Source organism: Pseudomonas sp. DTU_2021_1001937_2_SI_NGA_ILE_001 (assembly GCF_032463525.1).
GTDB lineage: Bacteria > Pseudomonadota > Gammaproteobacteria > Pseudomonadales > Pseudomonadaceae > Aquipseudomonas.
Map to the genome: position 1 here is coordinate 549419 of NZ_CP135971.1, position 23298 is coordinate 572716.

General features: G+C 64.6%; 15 protein-coding genes. 12 read left to right on the forward strand and 3 right to left on the reverse strand.

The window, feature by feature from the left end:
- Nucleotides 1-56 precede the first annotated feature (56 nt).
- Complete coding sequence (xthA, locus tag RRX38_RS02370; protein ID WP_315961345.1) at nt 57-869, reverse strand: exodeoxyribonuclease III; 813 nt, start codon at nt 867-869, stop codon at nt 57-59.
- Between the two features lie 183 nt (nt 870-1052).
- Here xthA and RRX38_RS02375 point away from each other — a divergent pair, with 183 nt between their 5' ends.
- The 12 genes from RRX38_RS02375 to RRX38_RS02430 all read left to right on the forward strand — a co-directional run bounded on the left by RRX38_RS02375 (nt 1053) and on the right by RRX38_RS02430 (nt 21351).
- Nucleotides 1053-1724: a GNAT family N-acetyltransferase gene (locus RRX38_RS02375; RefSeq protein WP_315961346.1), complete on the forward strand. Its 672-nt coding sequence runs from the start codon at nt 1053-1055 to the stop codon at nt 1722-1724.
- Between the two features lie 67 nt (nt 1725-1791).
- Nucleotides 1792-3516, forward strand: a complete 1725-nt coding sequence (locus RRX38_RS02380; protein WP_315961347.1) for an autotransporter assembly complex family protein — start codon at nt 1792-1794, stop codon at nt 3514-3516.
- Between the two features lie 65 nt (nt 3517-3581).
- Complete coding sequence (locus tag RRX38_RS02385) at nt 3582-7202, forward strand: translocation/assembly module TamB domain-containing protein (protein ID WP_410524890.1); 3621 nt, start codon at nt 3582-3584, stop codon at nt 7200-7202.
- Between the two features lie 182 nt (nt 7203-7384).
- Nucleotides 7385-7885 (forward strand): thiol peroxidase, encoded by a 501-nt coding sequence (gene tpx, locus RRX38_RS02390; protein ID WP_315961349.1) that lies wholly within the window; start codon nt 7385-7387, stop codon nt 7883-7885.
- A gap of 185 nt (nt 7886-8070) precedes the next feature.
- On the forward strand, nt 8071-9384 hold the full coding sequence (locus RRX38_RS02395) for an MdtA/MuxA family multidrug efflux RND transporter periplasmic adaptor subunit (RefSeq protein ID WP_315961350.1): 1314 nt from the start codon (nt 8071-8073) through the stop codon (nt 9382-9384).
- Nucleotides 9381-12491, forward strand: coding sequence for an MdtB/MuxB family multidrug efflux RND transporter permease subunit (locus tag RRX38_RS02400; RefSeq protein ID WP_315961351.1), 3111 nt, complete (start codon nt 9381-9383; stop codon nt 12489-12491). The genes RRX38_RS02395 and RRX38_RS02400 overlap by 4 nt, the downstream gene beginning before the upstream one ends.
- Nucleotides 12488-15595, forward strand: coding sequence for an efflux RND transporter permease subunit (locus tag RRX38_RS02405; RefSeq protein WP_315961352.1), 3108 nt, complete (start codon nt 12488-12490; stop codon nt 15593-15595). The genes RRX38_RS02400 and RRX38_RS02405 overlap by 4 nt, the downstream gene beginning before the upstream one ends.
- Nucleotides 15592-17073, forward strand: coding sequence for an efflux transporter outer membrane subunit (locus RRX38_RS02410; protein WP_315961353.1), 1482 nt, complete (start codon nt 15592-15594; stop codon nt 17071-17073). Before RRX38_RS02405 ends, RRX38_RS02410 begins: the two co-directional genes overlap by 4 nt.
- 130 nt (nt 17074-17203) lie before the next feature.
- On the forward strand, nt 17204-19306 hold the full coding sequence (locus tag RRX38_RS02415; RefSeq protein WP_315961354.1) for a putative bifunctional diguanylate cyclase/phosphodiesterase: 2103 nt from the start codon (nt 17204-17206) through the stop codon (nt 19304-19306).
- A 55-nt stretch (nt 19307-19361) separates the two neighbouring features.
- Nucleotides 19362-20108: an SDR family oxidoreductase gene (locus tag RRX38_RS02420; RefSeq protein ID WP_315961355.1), complete on the forward strand. Its 747-nt coding sequence runs from the start codon at nt 19362-19364 to the stop codon at nt 20106-20108.
- Nucleotides 20109-20169: 61 nt separating this feature from the next.
- Entirely contained in the window at nt 20170-20721 is a 552-nt protein-coding gene (locus RRX38_RS02425; protein WP_315961356.1) for an MgtC/SapB family protein, read from the forward strand.
- A gap of 24 nt (nt 20722-20745) precedes the next feature.
- Nucleotides 20746-21351 carry a DMP19 family protein gene (locus RRX38_RS02430; RefSeq protein ID WP_315961357.1) on the forward strand — a complete coding sequence of 202 codons (606 nt, stop codon included), beginning with the start codon at nt 20746-20748 and terminating at the stop codon, nt 21349-21351.
- A 12-nt stretch (nt 21352-21363) separates the two neighbouring features.
- Here RRX38_RS02430 and RRX38_RS02435 read toward each other — a convergent pair whose 3' ends face one another.
- Both RRX38_RS02435 and RRX38_RS02440 read right to left on the reverse strand, forming a co-directional pair.
- A complete protein-coding gene (locus tag RRX38_RS02435) occupies nt 21364-21516 on the reverse strand; it encodes a hypothetical protein (protein ID WP_315961358.1) in 153 nt (50 codons plus the stop codon).
- An 89-nt stretch (nt 21517-21605) separates the two neighbouring features.
- Complete coding sequence (locus RRX38_RS02440; protein WP_315961359.1) at nt 21606-23174, reverse strand: sensor domain-containing diguanylate cyclase; 1569 nt, start codon at nt 23172-23174, stop codon at nt 21606-21608.
- Between the last annotated feature and the right edge of the window lie 124 nt (nt 23175-23298).

The window sequence follows — 23298 nt, forward strand, 5'->3', positions numbered from 1 at the left end:
ATTGTGGCTGAGGCCGGTCCTACCGGCGTGGATACCCGCCGGCGCAAGCGTACCGGTCAGCTCAGTTCGAGCCATACCGGTGCGTGATCCGACGGTTTTTCCATGCCGCGCAGATCGTAGTCCACTCCGGCTGCCTTCAAGCGCGGCAGCAGTGCGCGGGAAGCCATCACCAGATCGATGCGCAGGCCGCGCTTGGGCTGGTCCTCGAAACCACGGCTGCGGTAGTCGAACCAGCTGAAGCGGTCGTTCACCTCCGGGTGCAGGTGGCGGAAGCTGTCCACCAGCCCCCAGTTCTTCAGGCGCTCCATCCACTCGCGCTCTTCCGGCAGGAAGCTGCACTTGCCGGTCTTCAGCCAGCGCTTGGCGTTGTCTGCGCCGATGCCGATGTCACAGTCCTGCGGCGAAATGTTCACGTCACCCATGACGATCAGCGGCTGCTCGGGGTCGAAGCGGCTCTCCAGCAGCTCCTGCAGGTCGGCGTAGAAGCGTCGCTTGGCGGGAAACTTGGTGGGGTGGTCGCGGCTTTCACCCTGAGGGAAATAGCCGTTCATGATGGTCACCGGCTGGCCGTCGTGGTCGGCGTAGGTGCCCCAGATGAAACGCTTCTGGGCCTCTTCGTCATCGCCCTCGAACCCCTTGTGCAAGGCCAGTGGCATGTGCCGCGACAACAGCGCCACGCCGTAATGGCCTTTCTGGCCGTGGTAATGCACGTGGTAGCCCAGGGCCTCGATCTCGGCCTGGGGAAACTGTTCGTCGGCCACCTTGGTTTCCTGCAGGCCGATAACATCCGGCTGGTATTTCTCGATCAGTGCCGCCAGTTGATGGGGGCGGGCGCGCAGGCCGTTGATGTTGAACGAGACAATTTTCATGGCAGCAGGTCCTGGGAAAAACGAAACCGCGATGCTAGCGAAACTGCCAGCGCAGGACCAGTCTGCAAGCGGCCGTTGCAGGGTGCACAGATTCTTTGAACTGTCGCCAACGAGCATGACTCTGAGCCAGTGCACCCCGAGTACTGCCGCTTCTGCACTGCCTTTTACCATGAGGTCCGCTGTATGTCTGATAGCACCGCTCCCCAGATCGACATTCGCCAACTCGACAGCGGTTATTCGCGCGAAACCCGCAAGCTGTTGTTCCAGGCCTATCGTAACGATCCGAATTTTGCCTATGTGTTCAACGCCCAGCGCGAGGGGTATGAGCAGCGGGTGATGGCCACCGTCCGCGAACTGGTCAAGCAGCATTTCCTGCAGGACCTGCCGGCCTTGGGCCTGTTCGTCGATGACCGGCTCGCCGGTGTGGCACTGATCGCGCCGCCGCAGCGTCGCTTGGGCGTCACCGAAAGCTGGGCCTGGCGCTTGCGCATGGTGATCAGCACCGGCCTGAGCTGCACGCAGCGCTATCTGGACTACTACAACGCGGTACTGGCCTGCCTGCCGAGCGAGGCGGTGCATGTGCTGCCACTGGTCGGTCTGGATCCCGAATACCAGCGCCAGCCGTTCGGTCAAAAACTCTCCGAGCAACTGCTGCAGGCCTTGCACGACTGGTGCGCGGTGGACGAGCACTCCCGAGGCGTGGTGCTCGATACCGGAAATCCCCGCTATCTTGAGTTCTATAAACAACAGGGCTACCAGGAAATTGGCGAAGTGGTGGTGGGGCCGATCCGGGAGCACATCTTCTTCCATCCCAGCCCCCGGGCCGTGCCGCCCGCGACCCAGGCGGCTAGCTAAGAGATTGATATAACTAGATTTTGCGGTGTACATCAGGTGCCGCAAAGTCGTGTTAGCATCCGGACCCATGAAGCTTTCCAGACTAGCCAGCAGCCTGTTCATTCTTTCCGTCAGTACGGGGGCTCACGCCCAGGCGCGTCTGGAGGTCAACGTGAGTCCGGCCAACGCGCCGCTGCGCGAGAACGTCGAGGGCTATATCGGTAGCCTGGGTGACCGCGATGCCGCGGCATTGAAGCAATTTCGCCTGAGCGCCGAACAGCAGGCGCTGACGGCCGCCCAGGCCCTGGGCTATTACCAGGCGCGTGTCGAAACCGAGGTCAAGGACGGCAAGGAGCCGCAGTTGATCGTGCGCATCGAACCCGGCGAGCCGGTGCGCCTGCGCCAGGTGACCATCCGCGTGGAAGGCCCGGCTGCGTCGCTCAAGGCCTTCCGGGTGCCGAAAAGCGATGCCCTGCAGCCCGGCAAGCCGCTGAATCATGGCTACTACGAAGACGCCAAGAAACTCATCCAGAACCAGGCCTCGCGCTACGGCTTCTTCAGTGGCCGCTTCACCCGCCAGCAACTGCGCGTCGATCCCCAGGGCGGTGTGGCAGACATCGAACTGGTATTCGACAGCGGCCCGCGCTATCGGCTCGGCCCGGTCAGCTTCAGCGGTGACACGCCGCTGGACGCGGACCTTCTGCGGCGCATGGTGCCTTTCAAGGAAAACACCCCCTACGACTCGCAACTGATTGCCGACCTCAATCAGGCGATGCAGTCGAGTGGTTACTTCGAAGGTGTGCGGGTGGATGCCACGCCAGATCCGACGCAGGGCGAGGTGATTCCGGTGCAGGTCCAGCTGGAAACCCGCAAGCCACGCACCATGGGGCTCGGGCTGGGCTTCTCCACCGACGTGGGGCCACGTGGCAAGGTCAACTGGACGCGTCACTGGGCCAACCCGCAAGGCCACAGCTATGGCCTGGAGTCCGAGCTGTCGGGGCCACGGCAGAACATCGGGCTGTGGTACGACGTACCGCTCGACCCGCCGTTGACCGACAAACTGCGCTATGCCGGCGGCTATCAATATGAAGAGATCGCCGGCACCGACACCCTCAGTAAATTGCTCACCCTTGGCCCGGAATGGCACAGCCAGCTGCCCAGTGGCTGGGAGCGGGTGCTGTCGTTGAAATGGCAGCGTGAGGAATACCGCCTGGGTGATGACTCGGGGTTGAGTAACCTGCTGATGCCGGGGGTGAGCTATTCCTTTCTGCGCAGTGACAACCGTATCGACCCGCACAACGGTTACCGTCTGCAGTTCGACGCCCAGGTGGCCGCCGAAGGCATGCTCTCCGACACCAACCTGCTGCGTGGCAGCGCTACGCTCAAGGGGCTGACCACCCTGGCGGACAAGCATCGCTTTCTTGGCAGGGTGCAGGTGGGTGGCAACTGGACCAACGGCTATGCATCAATCCCTCCTTCGCTGCGCTTCTTCGCCGGTGGTGACCAGAGCGTGCGCGGCTATGACTACCAGACGCTGTCGCCCACCAATTCGGCCGGTGACCGGATCGGTGGCCGCTACATGGTCGCCGGCAGCGCCGAATATCAATACTCCATTGCCGAGAAATGGCGTGTTGCGGCGTTCGTCGACCAGGGCAACGCCTTCAACAATCTGGAGCTGCCCAGCCTGAAGACCGGCGTAGGCTTCGGCGTTCGCTGGGTGTCGCCGGTCGGCCCGCTGCGCCTGGACCTGGCCCACCCGCTGGATGGCGACGGCGGTGTGCGCCTGCACTTCTCCATGGGGCCGGAGCTATGAACGCCCGCCGCATCACACGCGGCCTGCTGATCGGCCTGGGCGGTGTACTGGCGCTGTTCGCCGTGATGTTGCTGGGGCTGTTCGCCCTGCTGGGCAGCGAGACCGGCAGTCGCTGGCTGCTGCGCCAGGTGCCGGGGCTGGAGGTGGAACACTTCAGCGGCCACCTGGGCGGTCACTGGCAGGCCGAACGTCTGGTGTGGCAACAGGGCGAGCAGCGCGTGCAGGTCGAAGCCCCGGAGCTGGACTGGTCGCCCGCTTGCCTGTGGCGCATGACCCTGTGCATCGAGCGCCTGCACAGTGGCGCGATCAGCCTGCAGCTGCCGAGCAGCGGACCTGCCGAGCCAAGCGAACCGCTGCAATTGCCCGATTTGAAATTGCCACTGAGCCTGGAGGTCAAGGACATTCGCATCGCCAGCCTGCAGCTGGATGGCAGCGATCAGTTCAAGGACTTGCAGCTGGCCGCGCACTGGACCGCAGCGGGCTTGCAGATCGACCAGTTGCAAATCCAGCGTGATGCGCTGGCCTTGAGTGCCAGCGGCCTGGTGCAACCGGGCGGGCAATGGCCGTTGCAACTCCAGGGGCAATTGCAGCTGCCGCCCCAGGGCGAGCAGCCCTGGACGCTGGACCTCGATGTGCAGGGCGAACTGCTCAAGACCCTGGTGCTCAAGGCACACAGCAGTGGCTATCTGCAGGCCACGCTGGATGGCGAGGTTCAGGCGCTGGCCGAAGGCGTACCGGCACGATTGACGTTGCAGTCCGAGGCCTTCAAACCGACGCCCGGCTTGCCGGAGACCCTGACCCTTGAACAACTGCGGCTGGTCGCGCAGGGCGACCTCAAGCAGGGTTACCAGCTGCAAGGTTCGGCCAGCCTGCCTGCCGACAAGGGGCCCGTGGCATTGGCCCTGCAAGGCCGGGTCGACGCCTACGGCGCGCAGATCGCCGGGCTGGACCTGAGCGCCAGTGAGCAGCAGAAGGTTTCCCTCAGCGGCACGCTGGACTGGCGCGAAGGTTTCAAGGCCGATGCCAGCCTGGACTGGCTCGACTTCCCCTGGCACCGGCTGTATCCGCAAGTGGTCGAGCCGCAGGTGCGCTTGCGCCAATTCAAGGCCGTGGTGTCCTACACCGACGGCCAGTATCTGGGTAATTTCCAGGCCGATGCCGATGGCCCGGCTGGCGCGTTCAGCCTGCAGAGCCCGTTCAGCGGCGATCTGCAATCGGTGGCCCTGCCGCAACTGGAGTTGCAGGCCGGGCAGGGCAGGGCCAACGGCTACCTGAAGCTGGGCTTCGCCGATGGCGTGGCCTGGGATACCGACCTGCAACTCAGTGCCCTGAACCCGGCCTACTGGGTCGCCGAATTGCCCGGCACCCTGGCCGGGCCGCTGCGCAGCAAGGGCCAGTTGAAGGAGGGCGCATTGGCCGTGCAGGCCGATCTCGACCTCAATGGCCGCCTGCGCGGGCAGCCGGCGCAACTGCAGGCCAAGGCCAACGGCGACGGGCAGCGCTGGCAGCTCGACAACCTGTTGGTGCGCCTGGGCGTCAACCGTATTCAGGGCCAGGGCGGCCTGAGCGAGCGTCTGCAAGGCCGGGTGGACCTCGACCTGCCGCGCCTGGCCCAACTGTGGCCAGGTCTGCAGGGGCAGGTGAAGGGCCGTGTCGACCTGGCCGGGACCTTGCAGGCGCCGCAGGGGCAGCTCGACGTGCAAGGCAATGCTCTGGTCCTGCAGGACAATCACCTGCAACGCCTGACGCTGGACGGCCGTCTGGACTCGGCGCAGCGCGCGACCGTGAACCTGAAGGGTGAGGGTATCCAGAGTGGCGATACCCGCCTGGGCACCTTGCAGGTGAATGGTCAGGGCACCCTCAAGGCGCAGCAAGTGACCCTCGACCTGCAAGGCCCGTTGCTGCAGCTGGCCCTGGCGCTGGAGGGCGGCCTGGAGAAAGACAACTGGCGGGGCCGCCTGGCCCGCGGCACCGTGCAGAGCGGCGGCCAGCAGTGGCGCCTGCAGGCCCCGGCACGTCTGGAGCGCCTGGCCGACGGTACGCTGAACTTCGGTGCACACTGCTGGGTATCCGGCAATGCCAGCCTGTGCGGCGAGAACCAGCGGCTGATGCCCGAGCCGCGCTTGCGCTACCAATTGCAGAACTTCCCCATCGACAGCCTGGCGCCATGGCTGCCCAAGGACTTCGCCTGGCAGGGCCGGCTCAATGCGCGGGTGGCGCTGGACATCCCTGCGGCCGGCCCCAGCGGGCAGATCAGTGTCGATGCCGGCGGCGGTACGTTGCGCATCCGCGACCAGCAACAATGGCTGGACTTCCCCTACAGCACCCTGCAGCTGACCAGCACCCTCACGCCGCGCCGCGTCGATTCACGGCTGGAATTCGACGGCGGGCGTCTCGGACGCCTGTCCCTCAACGCACGCATCGACCCACTGGCCAAGGACAAACCGGTCAGTGGCGATTTCAGCCTCAACGGTCTGGACGTTTCCGTTGGCCGCCCCTTCGCGCCGATGGTGCAGACCCTGCAAGGCCGCCTCGATGGCAGCGGGCGGATTTCCGGCAGCCTGCTGGCGCCACAGGTCAACGGCAACCTGAGTCTGCAGGGTGGCCAGGTGGCCGGTCCGGAATTGCCCGTGCAGTTTCAGGATCTGCGTCTGAACGCGCAGATCGCCGGCGAGCGGGTACAGCTCAGTGGCGGGTGGAAGAGCGGCGACGCCGGGCAGGGGTCGATCAGCGGACATGTTGCCTGGGCCCAGGCGCTGGATGTCGACGTGCGCGTGCGTGGCTCGAGGCTGCCGGTGGTGGTACAGCCCTATGCGCAGCTGGAGGCGGCGCCGGACCTGGCGATTACCCTGCAGGGCGAGCAACTCAAGGTGGCCGGAACGGTACAGATACCCAAAGGCAAGATCACGGTGCGTGAGCTGCCACCTTCGACGGTCAGGGTGTCCCAGGATACGGTGATCGTCGGCCAGCAGACCGAACAGGGCAAGGCGCCGCTGGGCGTGGCCATGGACGTCGACGTGGTGGTCGGACAGGACCAACTGGCGTTCTCCGGCTTCGGTCTGACCGCCAACCTCGCCGGCCGCGTGCATGTCGGTGACAACCTCGACACCCGTGGCGAACTGAATCTCAACGATGGCCGTTACCGCGCCTATGGCCAGCGCCTGACCATTCGCAAGGCGCGTCTGCTGTTTACCGGCCCCATCGATCAGCCGTATCTGGATATCGAAGCGATTCGCCAGGTCGACGAAGTGGTCGCCGGCATTCGCCTGACCGGCAGCGCCGAGCAGCCCACCACTGTGGTGTTCTCGGAGCCGGCGATGAGCCAGGAGCAGGCGCTGTCGTATCTGGTCATGGGACGCCCGCTGGGCACCAGCAGCGAGGACAACAACATGGTCGCGCAGGCCGCCCTGGCCCTCGGGGTGGCAGGCAGCGCAGGTGCCACCGGCAAGCTGGCCAGCAACCTGGGCATCAATGACTTCGAACTGGACACCGCCGGAACCGGCAACAAGACCAGTGTGGTGGCCAGCGGCAAGATCACCGACAAACTGAGCCTGCGCTATGGCGTCGGGGTGTTCGAGCCGGCCAACACCATCGCCCTGCGCTACCTGCTCAGCAAACGCGTCTACCTGGAGGCGGCCAGCGGCCTGGCCAGTTCGCTGGATATTTTCTACAAGCGTGATTTCTGAGCGAGCCCTGCAGGTGTCGAACATCGATCGCAACATTACCCCGCTAGACTGCCGGGTCACTGGCTACTGCCAGCTGATCGCCGTCTCTCCAGGCGGCAAGCACTTCTGGCACATCGCGCCACCTGCGCGTTTCGTGTTTAACTTCCGGCTTCACCCACTACATTGAACAAGGACACCGTTTCATGGCCCAAGTAACCCTCAAAGGCAATCCCGTCAGCATCCAGGGCGAATTGCCCGCCGTTGGCAGCAAGGCGCCAGCCTTCACCCTGGTGGGCGCTGGCCTGGCCAACGTTTCGCTGGCCGACTTCGCCGGCAAGCGCAAGGTCCTGAACATCTTCCCGAGCGTCGACACTCCGACCTGCGCCACCTCCGTGCGCAAATTCAATGCCCAGGCCAACGACCTGGCCAACACCGTGGTGCTGTGCATTTCGGCCGACCTGCCGTTCGCTCAGGCGCGTTTCTGCGGCGCTGAAGGCCTGGAAAACGTCAAGAGCCTGTCCAACTTCCGTGCCGCCGATTTCGCCAGCCAGTATGGCGTGGCCATCGCCGACGGCGCCCTGGCCGGCCTGACCGCCCGTGCCGTGGTGGTACTGGACGAGAACGACAAGGTGCTGCACACCGAACTGGTCGGTGAAATCGCCGATGAGCCTAATTATGACGCGGCGCTGTCCGTCCTGAAGTAAGGCTTCATGTGCAGAGCGGCCTGAGCCCGGGCCCGCCGTGCTTCCCTGGGGAGTGCGGCGCCCGGTGCCCCAGGCCGTTTTCATTTGCGTATCAGCTGCTTAACGAAGGTAAGCGCTTGGTAAAGGCGCTTTGCTAAGCCGCCTTCTGTGCTTATTGTTCAGCCTCCGAACAAGTCTCACCTGCAATGGTTGATCTTTTCATGCATTCGTCTGGTCCCCGCAATTCCCGTCGCTGGTTGATAAGCCTGCTGGTTCTTCTGGTAATCATTGGCCTTTGCTGGTGGTTCTGGCCAGCCACGGCGCCGCACAAGGGCGCGGAGGCGGCCAAGCCAGCCGCGAGTGCGGGGCGCCATGGCATGAGCCGGCCGGGCTTCGGCAACTCCACCGAGGCGGTCCCGGTGCGCGTCGCCGTGGCGACCCAAGCGGACTTCCCCATCTACTACAAGGCGCTGGGTACGGTCACCGCGACCAACACCATCAATGTGCGCAGCCGGGTGGCCGGGGAACTGGTCAAGATCAATTTCCGCGAAGGGCAGATGGTCAAGGCCGGCGACCTGCTGGCCGAGATCGACCCACGCACCTACCAGATCGACCTGCAGCAGGCCGAAGGCACCCTGGCGACCAACCAGGCCCTGCTGCGTAACGCCGAGCTGGACGTGCAGCGCTATCGCGACCTGTACCGCGAGGACAGCATCGCCAAACAGACCCTCGACACTGCCGAATCGCTGGTCAACCAGTACAAGGGCACGGTCAAGAGCAACCAGGCGGCGGTCAACGAGGCCCGCCTGAACCTGGAGTTCACCAAGATCCGCGCGCCCATCGCCGGCCGCGTGGGCCTGAAACAGCTCGACCTGGGCAACCTGGTCGCAGCCAACGACACCACGGCGCTGGTGGTCATTACCCAGACCCAGCCCATTGCCGTGAGCTTCACCCTGCCAGAACCCAACGTGCCGGCGGTCATCGAGCGCTATCGCCAGGGCGAGAAACTGCCGGTGGAAGCCTGGGACCGTGGCGACGTCAAACAACAGGCCACGGGTGTGCTGGCCAGCGCCGACAACCAGATCGACGTCGCCACCGGCACCCTGAAGTTCAAGGCCCGTTTCGACAACCGCGACGAAGCGCTGATCCCCAACCAGTTCGTCAACGTGCGCCTGCTGGCCGATACGCTCAAGCAGGCGGTGCTGGTCCCGACCCCGGCGGTGCAGTACGGCACCAACGGCACCTTCGTCTACTCCGTCGACGCCGACAAGAAAGCGCGCATCAGCCTGCTCAAGACCGGCCCGAGCAACGAGCAGTACACCGTGGTGACCGAAGGCCTGAGTGCCGGTGCCCAGGTGGTGATGGAAGGCACCGATCGTCTGCGCGACGGTACGCCGGTGGACATCGTCAGCGACAGCAAGGACGTTCCCAGCACCCCCGGCCAGAAACTGCAGGGCAAGCCGGACAAGGCTGAGGACAACTCGGCCTCGGCGAGCGCTGCGGACAACAGCCAAGCATGAATATCTCGCGCCTGTTCATCCTGCGCCCGGTCGCCACCACGCTGAGTATGCTGGCCATCATCCTGGCCGGGCTGATTGCCTACAAGCTGCTGCCAGTGTCCGCGCTGCCTCAGGTGGATTACCCGACCATTCGCATTATCACGCTGTATCCGGGCGCCAGCCCGCAAGTGATGACTAGCTCGGTCACCGCGCCGCTGGAACGGCAGTTCGGGCAGATGCCCGGGCTGACCCAGATGGCCTCGACCAGCTCCGGGGGCGCCTCGGTCATCACCCTGCGCTTCAGCCTGGAGCTGTCGATGGACGTTGCCGAGCAGGAGGTCCAGGCGGCGATCAACGCGGCCAGCAACCTGCTGCCCAGCGATCTGCCGGCGCCACCGGTGTACAACAAGGTCAACCCGGCCGATACCCCGGTGCTGACCATCGCCGTCAGTTCCAGGACCATGCCGCTGCCGCAGCTCAACGAGCTGATCGACACGCGCATGGCGCAGAAGATCGCCCAGGTCAGCGGCGTGGGCATGGTCAGCATCGCCGGTGGCCAGCGCCAGGCCGTGCGCATCAAGGTCAACCCGCAGGCGCTGGCCGCCAACGGCCTGAACCTGGCCGATATCCGCACGTTGATCGGCGCTTCCAACGTCAACCAGCCAAAGGGCAACTTCGATGGGCCGATCCTCACCTCGATGCTCGATGCCAACGACCAGCTCAAGTCTGCGGCCGAATACGCCAACCTGATCATCACCTACAAGAACGGCGCGCCACTGCGCCTCAAGGACGTCGCGCAGATCGTCGACGGCGCCGAGAACGAGCGTCTGGCCGCCTGGGCCAACCAGAGCAAGGCCGTGCTGGTCAACATCCAGCGCCAGCCGGGAGCCAACGTCATCGAGGTGGTCGACCGCATCAAGGCGATGCTGCCGCAGATCACCGACAACCTGCCGGCTGGCCTGGAAGTCACGGTGCTCACCGATCGCACCCAGACCATCCGCGCCGCCGTGCGCGATGTGCAGCACGAGCTGATATTCGCCGTGGCCCTGGTGGTGATGGTGACCTTCCTGTTCCTGCGCCGGGTCAGCGCTACGATCATTCCGTCCATCGCCGTGCCGCTGTCGCTGATCGGCACCTTCGGGGTCATGTACCTGGCCGGCTTCTCGATCAATAACCTGACCCTGATGGCGCTGACCGTGGCCACCGGCTTCGTGGTCGACGATGCCATCGTGATGCTGGAGAACATCTCGCGGCACATCGAGGAGGGCAACACCCCGCTGCAGGCCGCGCTCAAGGGCGCCCGGCAGATCGGCTTCACCCTGGTGTCGCTGACCCTGTCGCTGATCGCCGTGCTGATTCCGCTGCTGTTCATGGCCGACGTGGTGGGTCGGCTGTTCCGCGAATTCGCCATCACCCTGGCGGTGGCAATCCTCATTTCTCTGGTGGTTTCGCTGACCCTCACGCCGATGATGTGTGCCCGCCTGCTCAAGCGCGAACCCCGCGAAGAAGAGCAGGGCGCCTTCTACCGCGCCAGCGGTGCCTGGCTCGACTGGCTGATCGAGGCCTACGAGCGCAAGCTGCGCTGGGTGCTCGACCATCAGGCGTTGACCCTGTTGGTGGCGGTCGCCACCATGGCGCTGACCGTGGTGCTTTACCTGGCGGTGCCCAAGGGGTTCTTCCCGGTGCAGGATACCGGAGTGATCCAGGGCATCAGCGAAGGGCCGCAGTCGGTGTCGTTCAGTTCCATGAGCGAGCGCCAGCAGGCGCTGGCCGAGATCATCCTCAAGGACCCGGCGGTGCAGAGCCTGTCGTCCTATATCGGGGTGGACGGCGACAACGCCACCCTCAACACCGGGCGCATGCTGATCAACCTCAAGCCCCACGCCGAGCGCGACCTGACCGCTGCCCAGGTGATCCGTCGCCTGCAGCCGCAGCTCGACCAACTGGCCGATATCCGCCTGTTCCTGCAGCCGGTGCAGGACCTGACCATCGAAGATCGGGTCAGCCGCACCCAGTACCAGTTCAGCATGTCGTCACCGGATGCCGAGCTGCTCGGCCAGTGGGGTGATCGGCTGCTGCAGGCGCTCAAGCAGCGCCCAGAGCTGATCGACGTGGCCAGCGACCTGCAGGACAAGGGCCTGCAGGTGTACCTGGCCATCGACCGTGATGCCGCCAGCCGCCTGGGGGTGACCACCGCGAACATCACCGACGCGCTGTATGACGCTTTCGGCCAGCGGCAGATTTCCACCATCTACACCCAGTCAAGCCAGTATCGGGTGGTGCTGCAGTCGACCACCGCCAACGAGCTGGGGCCACAGGCGCTGGAACAGATCTACGTCAAGGCCGGTGACAACGGGCAGGTCAAGCTGGCCAGCCTGGCGCGCATCGAACAGCGCCAGGCGCAGCTGTCGATCGGTCACTTGGGGCAGTTTCCGGCGCTGACCATGTCGTTCAACCTCGCGCCTGGCGTATCCCTGGGCCAGGCGGTGCAGGTCATCGAGCAGGTGCAGAAGGACATCGGCATGCCGCTGGGCGTGCAGACTCAGTTCCAGGGCGCCGCCGAAGCCTTCCAGGCCTCGCTGTCGAGCACCTTGCTGCTGATTCTCGCGGCGGTGGTGACCATGTACATCGTCCTTGGTGTGCTCTACGAGAGCTACATCCACCCGGTGACCATTCTCTCGACCCTGCCCTCGGCGGCAGTGGGGGCCTTGCTGGCGTTGCTGCTGTCGGGTAACGACCTGGGCATGATCGCCATCATCGGCATCATCCTGCTGATCGGCATCGTCAAGAAGAACGCCATCATGATGATCGACTTCGCCCTGGAGGCCGAACGCAACCGCGGCCTGGACAGCCGCACGGCGATCTATGAGGCTGCGCTGCTGCGCTTCCGGCCGATCCTGATGACCACCCTGGCGGCGCTGTTCGGTGCCGTACCGCTGATGCTCGCCACTGGCTCAGGTGCCGAGCTGCGCCAGCCGCTGGGCCTGGTGATGGTCGGCGGGCTGCTGGTCAGCCAGATCCTGACGCTGTTCACCACGCCGGTGATCTACCTGTACTTCGACCGCCTGGGACGGCGCTGGCGCCGCCAGCCTGACACTGCGCCAGACGCGCCACAGGCTGAAGCATGAACCTGTCGGCACCTTTCATCCGGCGCCCGGTGGCGACCATGCTGCTGAGCCTGGCGATCATGCTGGTGGGCGCCTTCGCCTTCCGCCTGATGCCGGTCGCGCCGTTGCCGAACATGGACTTCCCGGTGATCGTGGTGTCGGCCAGTCTGCCGGGCGCCAGCCCGGAGATCATGGCCTCCAGCGTCGCTACGCCACTGGAGCGAGCCTTGGGCACGATTGCCGGGGTCAGTTCGATGAACAGCAACTCCAGCCAGGGCTCGACCCGGGTGATTCTGGTCTTCGACCAGGGCACCGACATCGACGCGGCGGCCCGTGAGGTACAGGCCGGCATCAACGCCTCGCGTAACCTGATGCCCAGCGGCATGCGCAGCATGCCCACCTACAGGAAAGTCAACCCGGCACAGATGCCCATCATGGTGCTGTCGCTGACCAGCGATGTGCTCAGCAAGGGGCAGCTCTACGACCTGGCCTCGACCATCCTGTCCCAGAGCCTGGCGCAGAGCCAGGGCGTCGGTGAAGTGCGCATCGGCGGCAGTTCGCTACCGGCGGTGCGCGTCGAGGTCGAGCCGCAACTGTTGGAGCAGTACGGGGTTTCGCTGGACGAGGTACGCACCACCATCACCAACGCCAACGTGCGCCGCCCCAAGGGCTTCGTGGAAAACGACCAGCACAGCTGGCAGGTGCAGGCCAACGACCAGTTGGACAAGGCCAAGGACTACGCGCCGCTGGTGATCCGCTACCAGAACGGCTCGGTGCTGCGTCTGTCCGACGTGGCCAAGGTCCGCGACGACGTGGAGAGTCGCTACAACAGCGGTTTCTTCAATGACGAGAAAGCCGTGCTGCTGGTGATCTATCGCCAGTCTGGTGCCAACATCATCGAGACCGTGCAGCAGATCAAGGATCGCCTGCCAGCCCTGCGCGCGGTGCTGCCGGCCAGTGTGGTGCTGGACGTCGCCCAGGACCGCTCGCTTGTGATCAAGTCAACCCTGCACGAAGCCGAACTGACCCTGCTGATCGCCGTGGTGCTGGTGATCATGGTGGTGTTCCTGTTTCTCGGTAACCTGCGTGCCTCGCTGATTCCAACCCTCGCGGTGCCGATCTCGCTGATCGGCACCTTCTCGGTCATGTACCTGTGCGGCTTCTCGCTGAACAATCTGTCGCTGATGGCGTTGATCCTGGCGACCGGGCTGGTGGTGGACGACGCCATCGTGGTGCTGGAGAACATCTCCCGGCACATCCATGAAGGCAAGTCGCCCATGGAGGCGGCCTATGTCGGTGCCAAGGAGGTCGGCTTCACCTTGCTGGCGATGAACGTCTCGCTGGTGGCGGTGTTCATTTCCATCCTGTTCATGGGCGGCATGATCGAGAACCTGTTCCGCGAATTCTCCATCACCCTGTCGGTGGCGATCCTGGTCTCGCTGCTGGTCTCGCTGACTCTTACACCGATGCTCTGCAGCCGTTGGCTCAAGCCTGAAACACAGGGCGAACCGGGGCGCCTGCAACGCTGGAGCGAACGCGTCCACGGGCGCATGGTGGCCGGCTACGACCGCTCGCTGAGCTGGGTGCTGCGTCATCCGCGGCTGACCCTGGCCAGCCTGCTGCTGACCATCGTCGCCAACGTGGCATTGTTCGTCATCGTGCCCAAGACCTTCATGCCGCAGCAGGACACCGGGCAGATCATGGGCTTCGTTCGCGGCGACGACGGCCTGTCGTTCCGCGTCATGCAGCCGAAGATGGAGATCTTCCGCCGCGCTGTGCTGGCCGACCCGGCGGTGCAGAGCGTGGCCGGTTTCATCGGCGGCGACGGTGGCATCAACAACGCTTTCATGATCGTGCGCCTCAAGCCCATCGCCGAGCGCAAGCTGTCAGCCGATAAAGTGGTTGAACGAATCCGCAAGAACCTGCCGCCCGTGCCGGGCGGGCGTCTGTTCCTGCAGGCCGACCAGGACCTGCAGTTCGGCGGCGCGCGTGAACAGGCCAGTTCGCAGTACCAGTACATCCTGCAGAGCGGCGATCTGGCCAAGCTGCGCGAGTGGTATCCCAAGGTGGTGGCCGCGTTCCGCAGCCTGCCGCAGCTGACCGCCATCGATGCCCGTGAGGGGCGGGGCGCGCAGCAGACCACCCTGGTGGTCGACCGCGACCGAGCCAAGAGCCTGGGCATCGACATGAACATGGTCACCACGGTGCTCAACAATGCCTACAGCCAGCGGCAGATCTCGACCATCTACGACGCGCTGAACCAGTACAAGGTGGTGATGGAGGTCAACCCCAAGTACGCCCAGGACCCGAGCACCCTGGAGCAGATCAAGGTGATCACCGCCGACGGTCAGCGCGTGCCGTTGTCGACCATCGCCCATTACGAACGCAGCCTGGAAAGCGACCGGGTCTCCCACGAAGGGCTGTTCGCCTCCGAGGACATTTCCTTCGACCTCGCCGAAGGCGTCAGCCTGGATCAAGCCACGGCGGCCATCGAGCGTGCAGTAGCGGGGCTGGGCATGCCCAGCGAAGTGATTGCGAAGATGGGCGGTACCGGCGATGCCTTCGCCCAGGCACAGAAGAATCAGCCATTGATGATCCTCGGCTCGCTGGTGCTGGTGTACCTGGTGCTGGGTATCCTCTATGAAAGCTACATCCATCCGCTGACCATTCTCTCGACCCTGCCGTCGGCCGGTGTCGGGGCCTTGCTGAGCATCTATGTCGTGGGTTCGCAGTTCAGTCTTATCTCGCTGCTGGGCCTGTTCCTGCTGATCGGTATCGTCAAGAAAAACGCCATCATGATGATCGACCTGGCCCTGCAGCTGGAGCGCGAGCAGCATCTCGCACCCCAGGAGTCGATCCACCAGGCCTGCCTGCAGCGCCTGCGGCCGATCCTGATGACCACCCTGGCGGCCATCCTGGGCGCCTTGCCTCTGCTGCTCAGCAGCGCCGAGGGCTCGGAGATGCGCCAGCCTCTGGCGCTGACCATCATCGGCGGCCTGGTCTTCAGCCAGGTGCTGACCCTGTACACCACCCCCGTGGTCTATCTCTACCTGGACCGCCTGCGCCACCGCTTCAACCGGTGGCGTGGCGTGCGGACCGACGCTGCCCTGGAAACCCCGCTATGACTCATCGCCCGGCCAACCTTTCCCAGCCCCGCTGGCGCCTGCGCCCCTTGGCGGCGAGCCTGTGCGCCTTGCTGCTCAGTGCCTGTGCCGTGGGCCCGGACTACCATCCGCCCGAGGTGACCAACACCGCGCAGTTCAAGGCCGTCGAAGGCTGGCGCCCGGCCGCGCCCAGCGACGCCATCGCTCGTGGGGCCTGGTGGGAGATCTACCAGGACGCGCAGCTCAACCAGCTGGTGGAGCGCCTGAACCGCTCCAACCAGACCATCGCCCAGTACGAAGCCCAGTACCGCCAGGCCCAGGCCCTGGTGCGCAGCTCGCGGGCGTCGCTGTTTCCCACCCTGGACCTGAACGCCAGCAAGAACCGTTCGGCGCAAGGCACTGGCAGCAGCAGCTCCAGCTTGTCGAATAACAGCAGTGGGATTCGTGACACTTACAACGCGCAGCTGGGCGTCAGCTGGGAAGTCGACGTATGGGGCAAGCTGCGCCGCGGCCTGGAGGCCGACAGTGCCAGCGCCCAGGCGAGCGAAGCCGACCTGGCGGCGATGCGCCTGAGCCAGCAGTCGGAACTGGTACAGAACTACCTGCAACTGCGTGTCATCGACGAGCAGAAACGTCTGCTCGAAGCCACGGTCGAGGCTTACCAGCGTTCGCTGAAGCTCACCGAGAACCAGTACCGCGCCGGCATCTCCGGTCCCGACGCGGTGGCCCAGGCGCGCACCCAGCTCAAGAGCACCCAGGCCGACCTGATCGACCTGGCCTGGCAGCGGGCGCAGTTCGAGAATGCCATTGCGGTGCTGATGGGCATGGCCCCGGCCGAGTTCAACCTGCCGGTGAGCGAGAGCATCCCCAACCTGCCGGCCATTCCGGTGGGCGTGCCGTCCACGCTGCTGGAGCGCCGCCCGGACGTCGCCGCCGCCGAGCGCTCGGTGATGGCTGCCAACGCCAATATCGGCGTGGCCAAGGCGGCTTATTTTCCCGACCTGACGCTGAGCATGAGCGGCGGTTACAGCAGCAGCTCGTTCTCCAACTGGATCAGCCTGCCCAACCGCTTCTGGTCGGTAGGGCCGCAGTTGGCACTGACCCTGTTCGACGCTGGCAAGCGTTCGGCGGAGGTCGACCGGGTCGAGGCGGTGTACGACCAGACGGTCGCGCAATATCGCCAGAAGGTTCTGGACAGCTTCCAGGAAGTGGAAAACTACATGACCCAGCTCAAGGTCTACGAGCAGGAAGCCGGGGTGCGCAACGAGGCCTTGGCGGCGGCGCGCGAATCGCTGCGCCTGACCAACAACCAGTACAAGGCCGGGCTGATCGGCTACCTGGATGTGGTCAACGTGCAGGCCACCGCCCTGAGCAACGAACGCAGCGTGCTTAACGTGCTGCAGAGCCGCCTGGTGGCCAGCGTTCAGTTGATTGCCGCACTCGGCGGTGGCTGGCAGGGGCTGGACCAGAGCGTGGAGCAGGGGCGTCTTATCAAATAGCGGCATTGAGTTGTAGCAAAATGCCATATTTCGGTCGAGCGGTGCGTCGATCCGCCTAGATACAGGTAAACTGGCGCCCATCGCGATTGGCAGGGATGCGTTCATCGGTCCAGGTCAAGAGGCGCCCCCCGTGATTGGCAGCTATACACCTTCGCTCGTCTTCATTTCCCTGCTGGTTGCCATTCTCGCCTCTTACACGGCGTTGAACCTGGCTGGCCGGGTGGCCAGTGCGCGCGGTCACAACGCCTGGGCCTGGATGACTGGCGGCGCCATCGCGATGGGGGTCGGCATCTGGTCGATGCATTTCATTGGCATGCTGGCCTTCGTGCTGCCGGTCGAGCTGGGCTACGACATCCCCCTGACAGCTCTTTCGCTGCTGATCGCGGTCTGTTCTTCAGGCTTCGCCTTGTGGCTGGTCAGCCAGCCGCAGTTGACCCTGCCCAGCCTCGGCCTGGGCGCGCTGTTGATGGGCTCGGGGATCAGCGCCATGCATTACCTGGGCATGGCCGCGCTGCGCATGCAGCCAGGCATCGATTACGACCCTTCACTGTTTGTCCTGTCGCTGCTGATCGCCGTGGCGGCCTCGGCTGCGGCGTTATGGATCGCCTTTCGTCTGCGTCACAACGTGCCGAACGTATTCCTGGCGCGCTGCGGGGCTGCCGTGGTCATGGGGCTGGCGGTGGTCGGCATGCATTACACCGGTATGGCGGCGGCTCGTTTCGCGCCGGGCAGCGTTTGTGGTGCGCTGAGCGCGGGTCTGGTGACCGACGGCCTGGACCAACTGGTCCTGGTCACCAGCCTGGCGGTACTGACCATCGCGCTGCTGACCTCGGTGCTCGACGCCCGCCTCGAAGCGCGTACGGCGCTGCTGGCCAGTTCGCTGTCCAGGGCCAACCGCGACCTGACCCACCAGGCCCTGCATGACAACCTGACCAGTTTGCCCAACCGGATCCTGCTTTCGGAGCGCGTTGACCAGGCAATCAGCAATGCCCAGCAGAACCACAGCGCGTTCGCGCTGATGTTCATGGACCTGGACGGCTTCAAGCCGGTCAACGATGCCTACGGCCACCATATCGGTGATCAGCTGCTGCGCGAGGTGGCGCAGCGCTTGCGTCGCAACCTGCACCACCATGACACGCTGGCGCGGATCGGTGGCGACGAGTTCGTTCTGTTGATGGAACTGCGCGAAACCGCCGACGCCGCCGCGGTCGCTGCCCGGCTGGTGCAGGTGATTGCCCAGCCACTGGAGGTGGGCGGCCACGCCCTGCAGGTTTCTGCCAGCATCGGTATCTGCCTGTACCCGGGCGATGGCCGTGATCAGCACGAACTGTTGATGCACGCTGATGCGGCGATGTATCACGCCAAGGCCAGCGGCAAGAATGGCTACAGTTTCTTCAAAAGCTCGATGAACACCGACGCGCGCGACAAGCTGCAACTGCTGCAGGAACTGCGGTGCGCGATCAGAGAGAAGCAGTTCTGCCTGCATTACCAGCCCAAGTTCGACGCCAGCAGCGGTGCCCCCGTGGGCGCCGAGGCACTGCTGCGCTGGATGCACCCCCAGCGCGGCCTGTTGATGCCGGATCGTTTCATCGATCTGGCGGAAAAGAGCGGACTGATCATCGCCATCGGCGAATGGGTGCTCGATGAAGCCTGCCGTCAGATGAGCCTGTGGGCAGAGCAGGGCTACGGTCACTGGCGCATCGCGGTGAATCTTTCGGCGCAACAGTTCTGCCATGCCGGGCTGGTGGACTACGTGGCGCAGACGCTGGCCAGGCACCGCCTGCCGGCCAACAGGCTGACTCTGGAAATCACCGAAACCACCGCCATGAGCGATGCCGAAGTCAGCACCACGGTGCTCAACCGTCTTTCGGACATGGGCGTTGACCTGTCGATCGACGATTTCGGCACTGGCTATTCCAGCCTGATGTACCTCAAGCGTCTGCCGGCCAACGAAATCAAGATCGACCGGGGCTTCGTGCGTGACCTGGAGCACGACAGCGACGATGCGGCGATCATTACCGCCATCGTCGCCCTGGGGCAGGCGCTGGGCCTGCGCATCGTGGCCGAAGGCGTAGAGACCGACATGCAGCAGAGCTTCCTGACTCGCCTGGGCTGTAATGCCTTACAGGGTTATCTGCTGGGTCACCCATTGCCAGCACAGCGCTTCATGGACGATATTCGCGGGGCTGAAGCGCGTCTCGGGGAAAAGGAGCCCGTGAGCTTCAGTGCGTGATGGCCTTGTAGGCATTACGCTTACCAGGTCTTCCAATCGGGTCATAAGAAATACAATGGATAAAGTCCTTCTCGTTACGGGCAGTTCTCGGGGAATCGGCGCTGCCACAGCGCTTCTGGCGGCCAGCCAAGGCTATCGCATCTGCATCAATTACCTGTCCGACCACACCGCTGCCGAAGGCGTCTGCCAGCAGATCCGCGCCCTGGGCGCAACGGCCATGGCGGTGCAGGCCGATGTCAGCAACGAAGACGAGATCATGCGCCTGTTCGCCCGTATCGACGCCGAGTTCGGTCCGGTCACCCATCTGGTCAACAATGCCGCGAGCATCTCCCAGAGTTGCCGGGTCGACGACATGTCCGAGTTTCGCCTGCTGAAGATCATGATGAGCAATGTGGTCGGCCCCATGCTGTGCACCAAGCACGCGTTGCTGCGCATGTCGAAGCGCCATGGCGGGCAGGGCGGCAGCATCGTCAACGTCAGCTCCATCGCTGCACGCCTGGGCTCGCCGAACGAGTACGTCGATTACGCCGCCTCCAAGGGCGCACTGGACACCTTCACCATTGGCCTGGCCAAGGAGGTCGCCGCCGAGGGCGTAAGGGTCAACGCGGTGCGGCCGGGTTACATCCACACCGACTTTCACGCGTTGTCCGGTGACCCGTTCCGCGTCAGCAAGCTCGAAGGCGGCCTGCCGATGGGCCGTGGCGGTACCGCCGACGAGGTCGCCCAGGCGATTGTCTGGCTGCTGTCCGACCAGGCTTCGTATGCCACCGGCACCTTCATCGATCTGGGTGGTGGGCGTTGAGTGAGGCATTCACCCCGGCCCGCCGCAGGCCGGGGATTTCAGTGGGGTAAGGGGAGTACGCATGAGCTGGTGGCAGGAAGTACTGACGACCGCGCAGGCCGAATTCGCGGGCCTGACCAACGTGGCGGAGCTGACCCGCGTGGCGCTGCGCCTGGCCACCGCCGCCGTACTGGGCGGCATCCTCGGCTTCGAGCGCGAGCATCGCGGCAAGGCCGCCGGCGTGCGCACCCACATGTTGGTGTGCATGGGGGCGGCGCTGTTCGTGCTGGCGCCGGAGATGGCCGGCACCGATGACACTTCGCTGAGCCGGGTGATCCAGGGCATCGTCGCCGGTATCGGTTTCCTCGGTGCCGGCACCATCCTCAAGGAACGTGCGCATAACGTTTCGCAGGTCAAAGGCCTGACCACCGCCGCCGGCCTGTGGATGACCGCCGCCATCGGCGTGGCGGCTGGCACCGGGCGTGAGGTGGTCGCCATTCTCAGCACCCTGCTGGCTCTCGGCATCCTGGGCATGGTGCCGCATGTCGTGGACCGTCACGAACGCAAGCACAAGAACCACCGCCCGTCCGCGCAGTCAGATAGCCAACCCTTGGACAGCCAAGACGTTTCCTGAGCAAAACTGACCAGCAGGCGAGCGATGAGCGAAAAAATCCCCTGCCGCGCATGCGGCAACCTGATCCTGCCCAGCACCGCCGAGCGCACCCAAGGCCTGTGCATGCCGTGCAAGGGGGGCTATCGGGAGAACATCGAGAACGGCAAACGTTTCGCCGAAGAGCGCAAGCATTACCTGGCCAGCCCTCAAGCCCGGTACTGGAGCGCGCTGGTCGCCAGGGTCTACGACGGTGCACAGGGCTTTGCCGGCCTGAAACCTCCCGAGCAGCTCTATTACGTGGTCAGCGTACTGGTGGGCGAGGTCTACAACGGCGGTTTCGACCAGTATTTCGGCAACTCCTCGGGGGATCATTACCAGCAGACCTGCGAGGGCCTGGCCGAACTGGGCGCCACCCGTACGCTGGCGCTGCTGCAAGAGGCCAGGCGGCAGCTGTTCGGCGACGCCCCGGTGCCTACGGACCAGGGCGAGCGACAATTGCAGATGCCGACTTACCGCGATACGCCGGACAGTGCCTGCGAAGCCGCACTGGACGCTCTGGACCGGCGTTTCTATGCCGACGACGAGCACCTCGCCGAGCGCCTTTACCAGTACGCCCTGCAACACCGGCTGTTCACGGCCAGTGAGGCTTGACCGACTGCCGCGTCACAGCTTTGCCGGTGGCTCTTCGTTGGGCGGGTCGCCTACCGGAGCCGGGGGCGGGTTATCGGGCGGGCTCAGTGGTTCGTCCTTGGAAGGGGGAATCACTGGGTCATCGATATTCGGATCCGGTGCTTCAGGCGGAATCGGGATATTCATCGGGCTGATCTCCAGGTGGGTCCGTCCTGGTTTCGATCATGGCCACCGCGGAAAAATTCCTTGTTTCGTATCCAGCGGGCTCGGCGCGCTCAAACCGTGCCGGGCAGGCGCTCGCGGGTGTCGCGCACGGCTGCGCACCAGCGGTCGCGGCCCTGGCGTTTGGCCTCGTAAAGGAAACCGTCGGCTTTTTCGATCATGGCTTGGGCGCTGACCTTTTCCCGGCGTGGCTGATGGACGGTAATGCCGGCACTGGCGGTGACCCGCCCGGCGGGGTGTCCCGAGTGCTCGATGTCGAGGTCGCGAATGCTCTGCAACAGTCGTTCAGCCACCCAGTTGGCACCGGCGGCGTCGGTGTCCGGCAGTAGCAGGGTGAATTCCTCACCGCCGTAGCGCACCGCCAGGTCGGTGGAGCGTTGCAGGGTTTGCTGGATAGCCTGGCCGATGCTGCGCAGGCACTCGTCGCCGAGCGAATGCCCGTAATGGTCGTTGAAGGCTTTGAAGTAATCGACATCCAGCATGATCAGGGCCACCGACTGATGCTGGCGATGCGCGCGGGCGATGGCCTCGGGCAGGGCCAGGTCCAGGCGACGGCGGTTGCCCAGCCCGGTCAGGCTGTCGGTCAGCGCCATGTCCTGGACCTGCAGGTGAGCCAGCAGCAGTTCCTGTTCCATGGTGGCCCGTTCGCGCAACTGGCGCACCACGATCAGGCCGAAACCGCTCAGGCCGCCGATCAGCAGCAGGAGAATGAGGCCGGTCTTGACCACGTCCTGGATCCAGGGGGCGAGGATCGACTGCCGCGACAGCCCGGTTTCGACCACCAGCGGATAGCGGCTCAGGGCGCGATAGCCGTACAGCCGTCGGGTGCCGTCGACCACGGCATGCACATCGGCCACGCCGATGCTCGATTGCGGCAGGAAACGCTTGAAGATCTCGCTTTGCGCCAGGCTCTTGCCGATCACCTGCGCCATGAACGGGCGACGCACCAGAATGCTGCCGTCACGCAAGGCCAGCACCAGGGCGCCTTTGTCATCGATCTTGAAGTCGCCGTAGTAATCGACGAAGTACGCGACCCGCACGGTGCCGAGTATCACTCCGGCGAACGAACCGTCCGGGTTGTTCAAGCGTCGTGACACCGGAATCACCAACTCCTGGGTGGAACGGCTGGTCACCACCCGGCTGATCAGCACATCCCGACCGGGGTGGTCACGGTGATAGATGAAGTAGTCGCGGTCGGCATTGTTCGGCGAGTCGGGCAGTACGGTCTTGTCGGTGACGATCCACTGGCCGTCTGCCCCATAGACGAACAGGCCGTGCAGCTGCGGCATGATGCGGGTCTGCTCGACCATCAGGTCGTGCATGCGCCCCACGTCCAGACCGGCCATGCCGTTTTCTTCGATGCGCCCGGCCAGCACCGAGGTCAGGATGTCGACCTGGCGGATTGCGTCTTCGGCATGCTGGGCGGTGGCCCGGGCGAGGTTGGTCACCGCGTCTTCGGCGGCCGAAAGGGCGTTGCGGTAGTCGCGCCAGACCCGCCAGCCCTCGACGGCGGCAAAGGTGACGATCACCAGCACGATGAAGCTGATCGTCAGGCGCAACAGGCGCCTGGCGCGTTCCTGGCTGACCGCGACGCGTTCCTGTGGTTGTGGGCTTCCCTGCATGGTGCGTTCGTTCTCGTTTGTGGCGCCAAGCATACAGTCACGGCCACGCGCCGTGCTCGTGCTATTCATCAAAGGCGGCATTTTGACATCTATCCATTTGAATGTCTTAGCCTTCGAGCGGCAG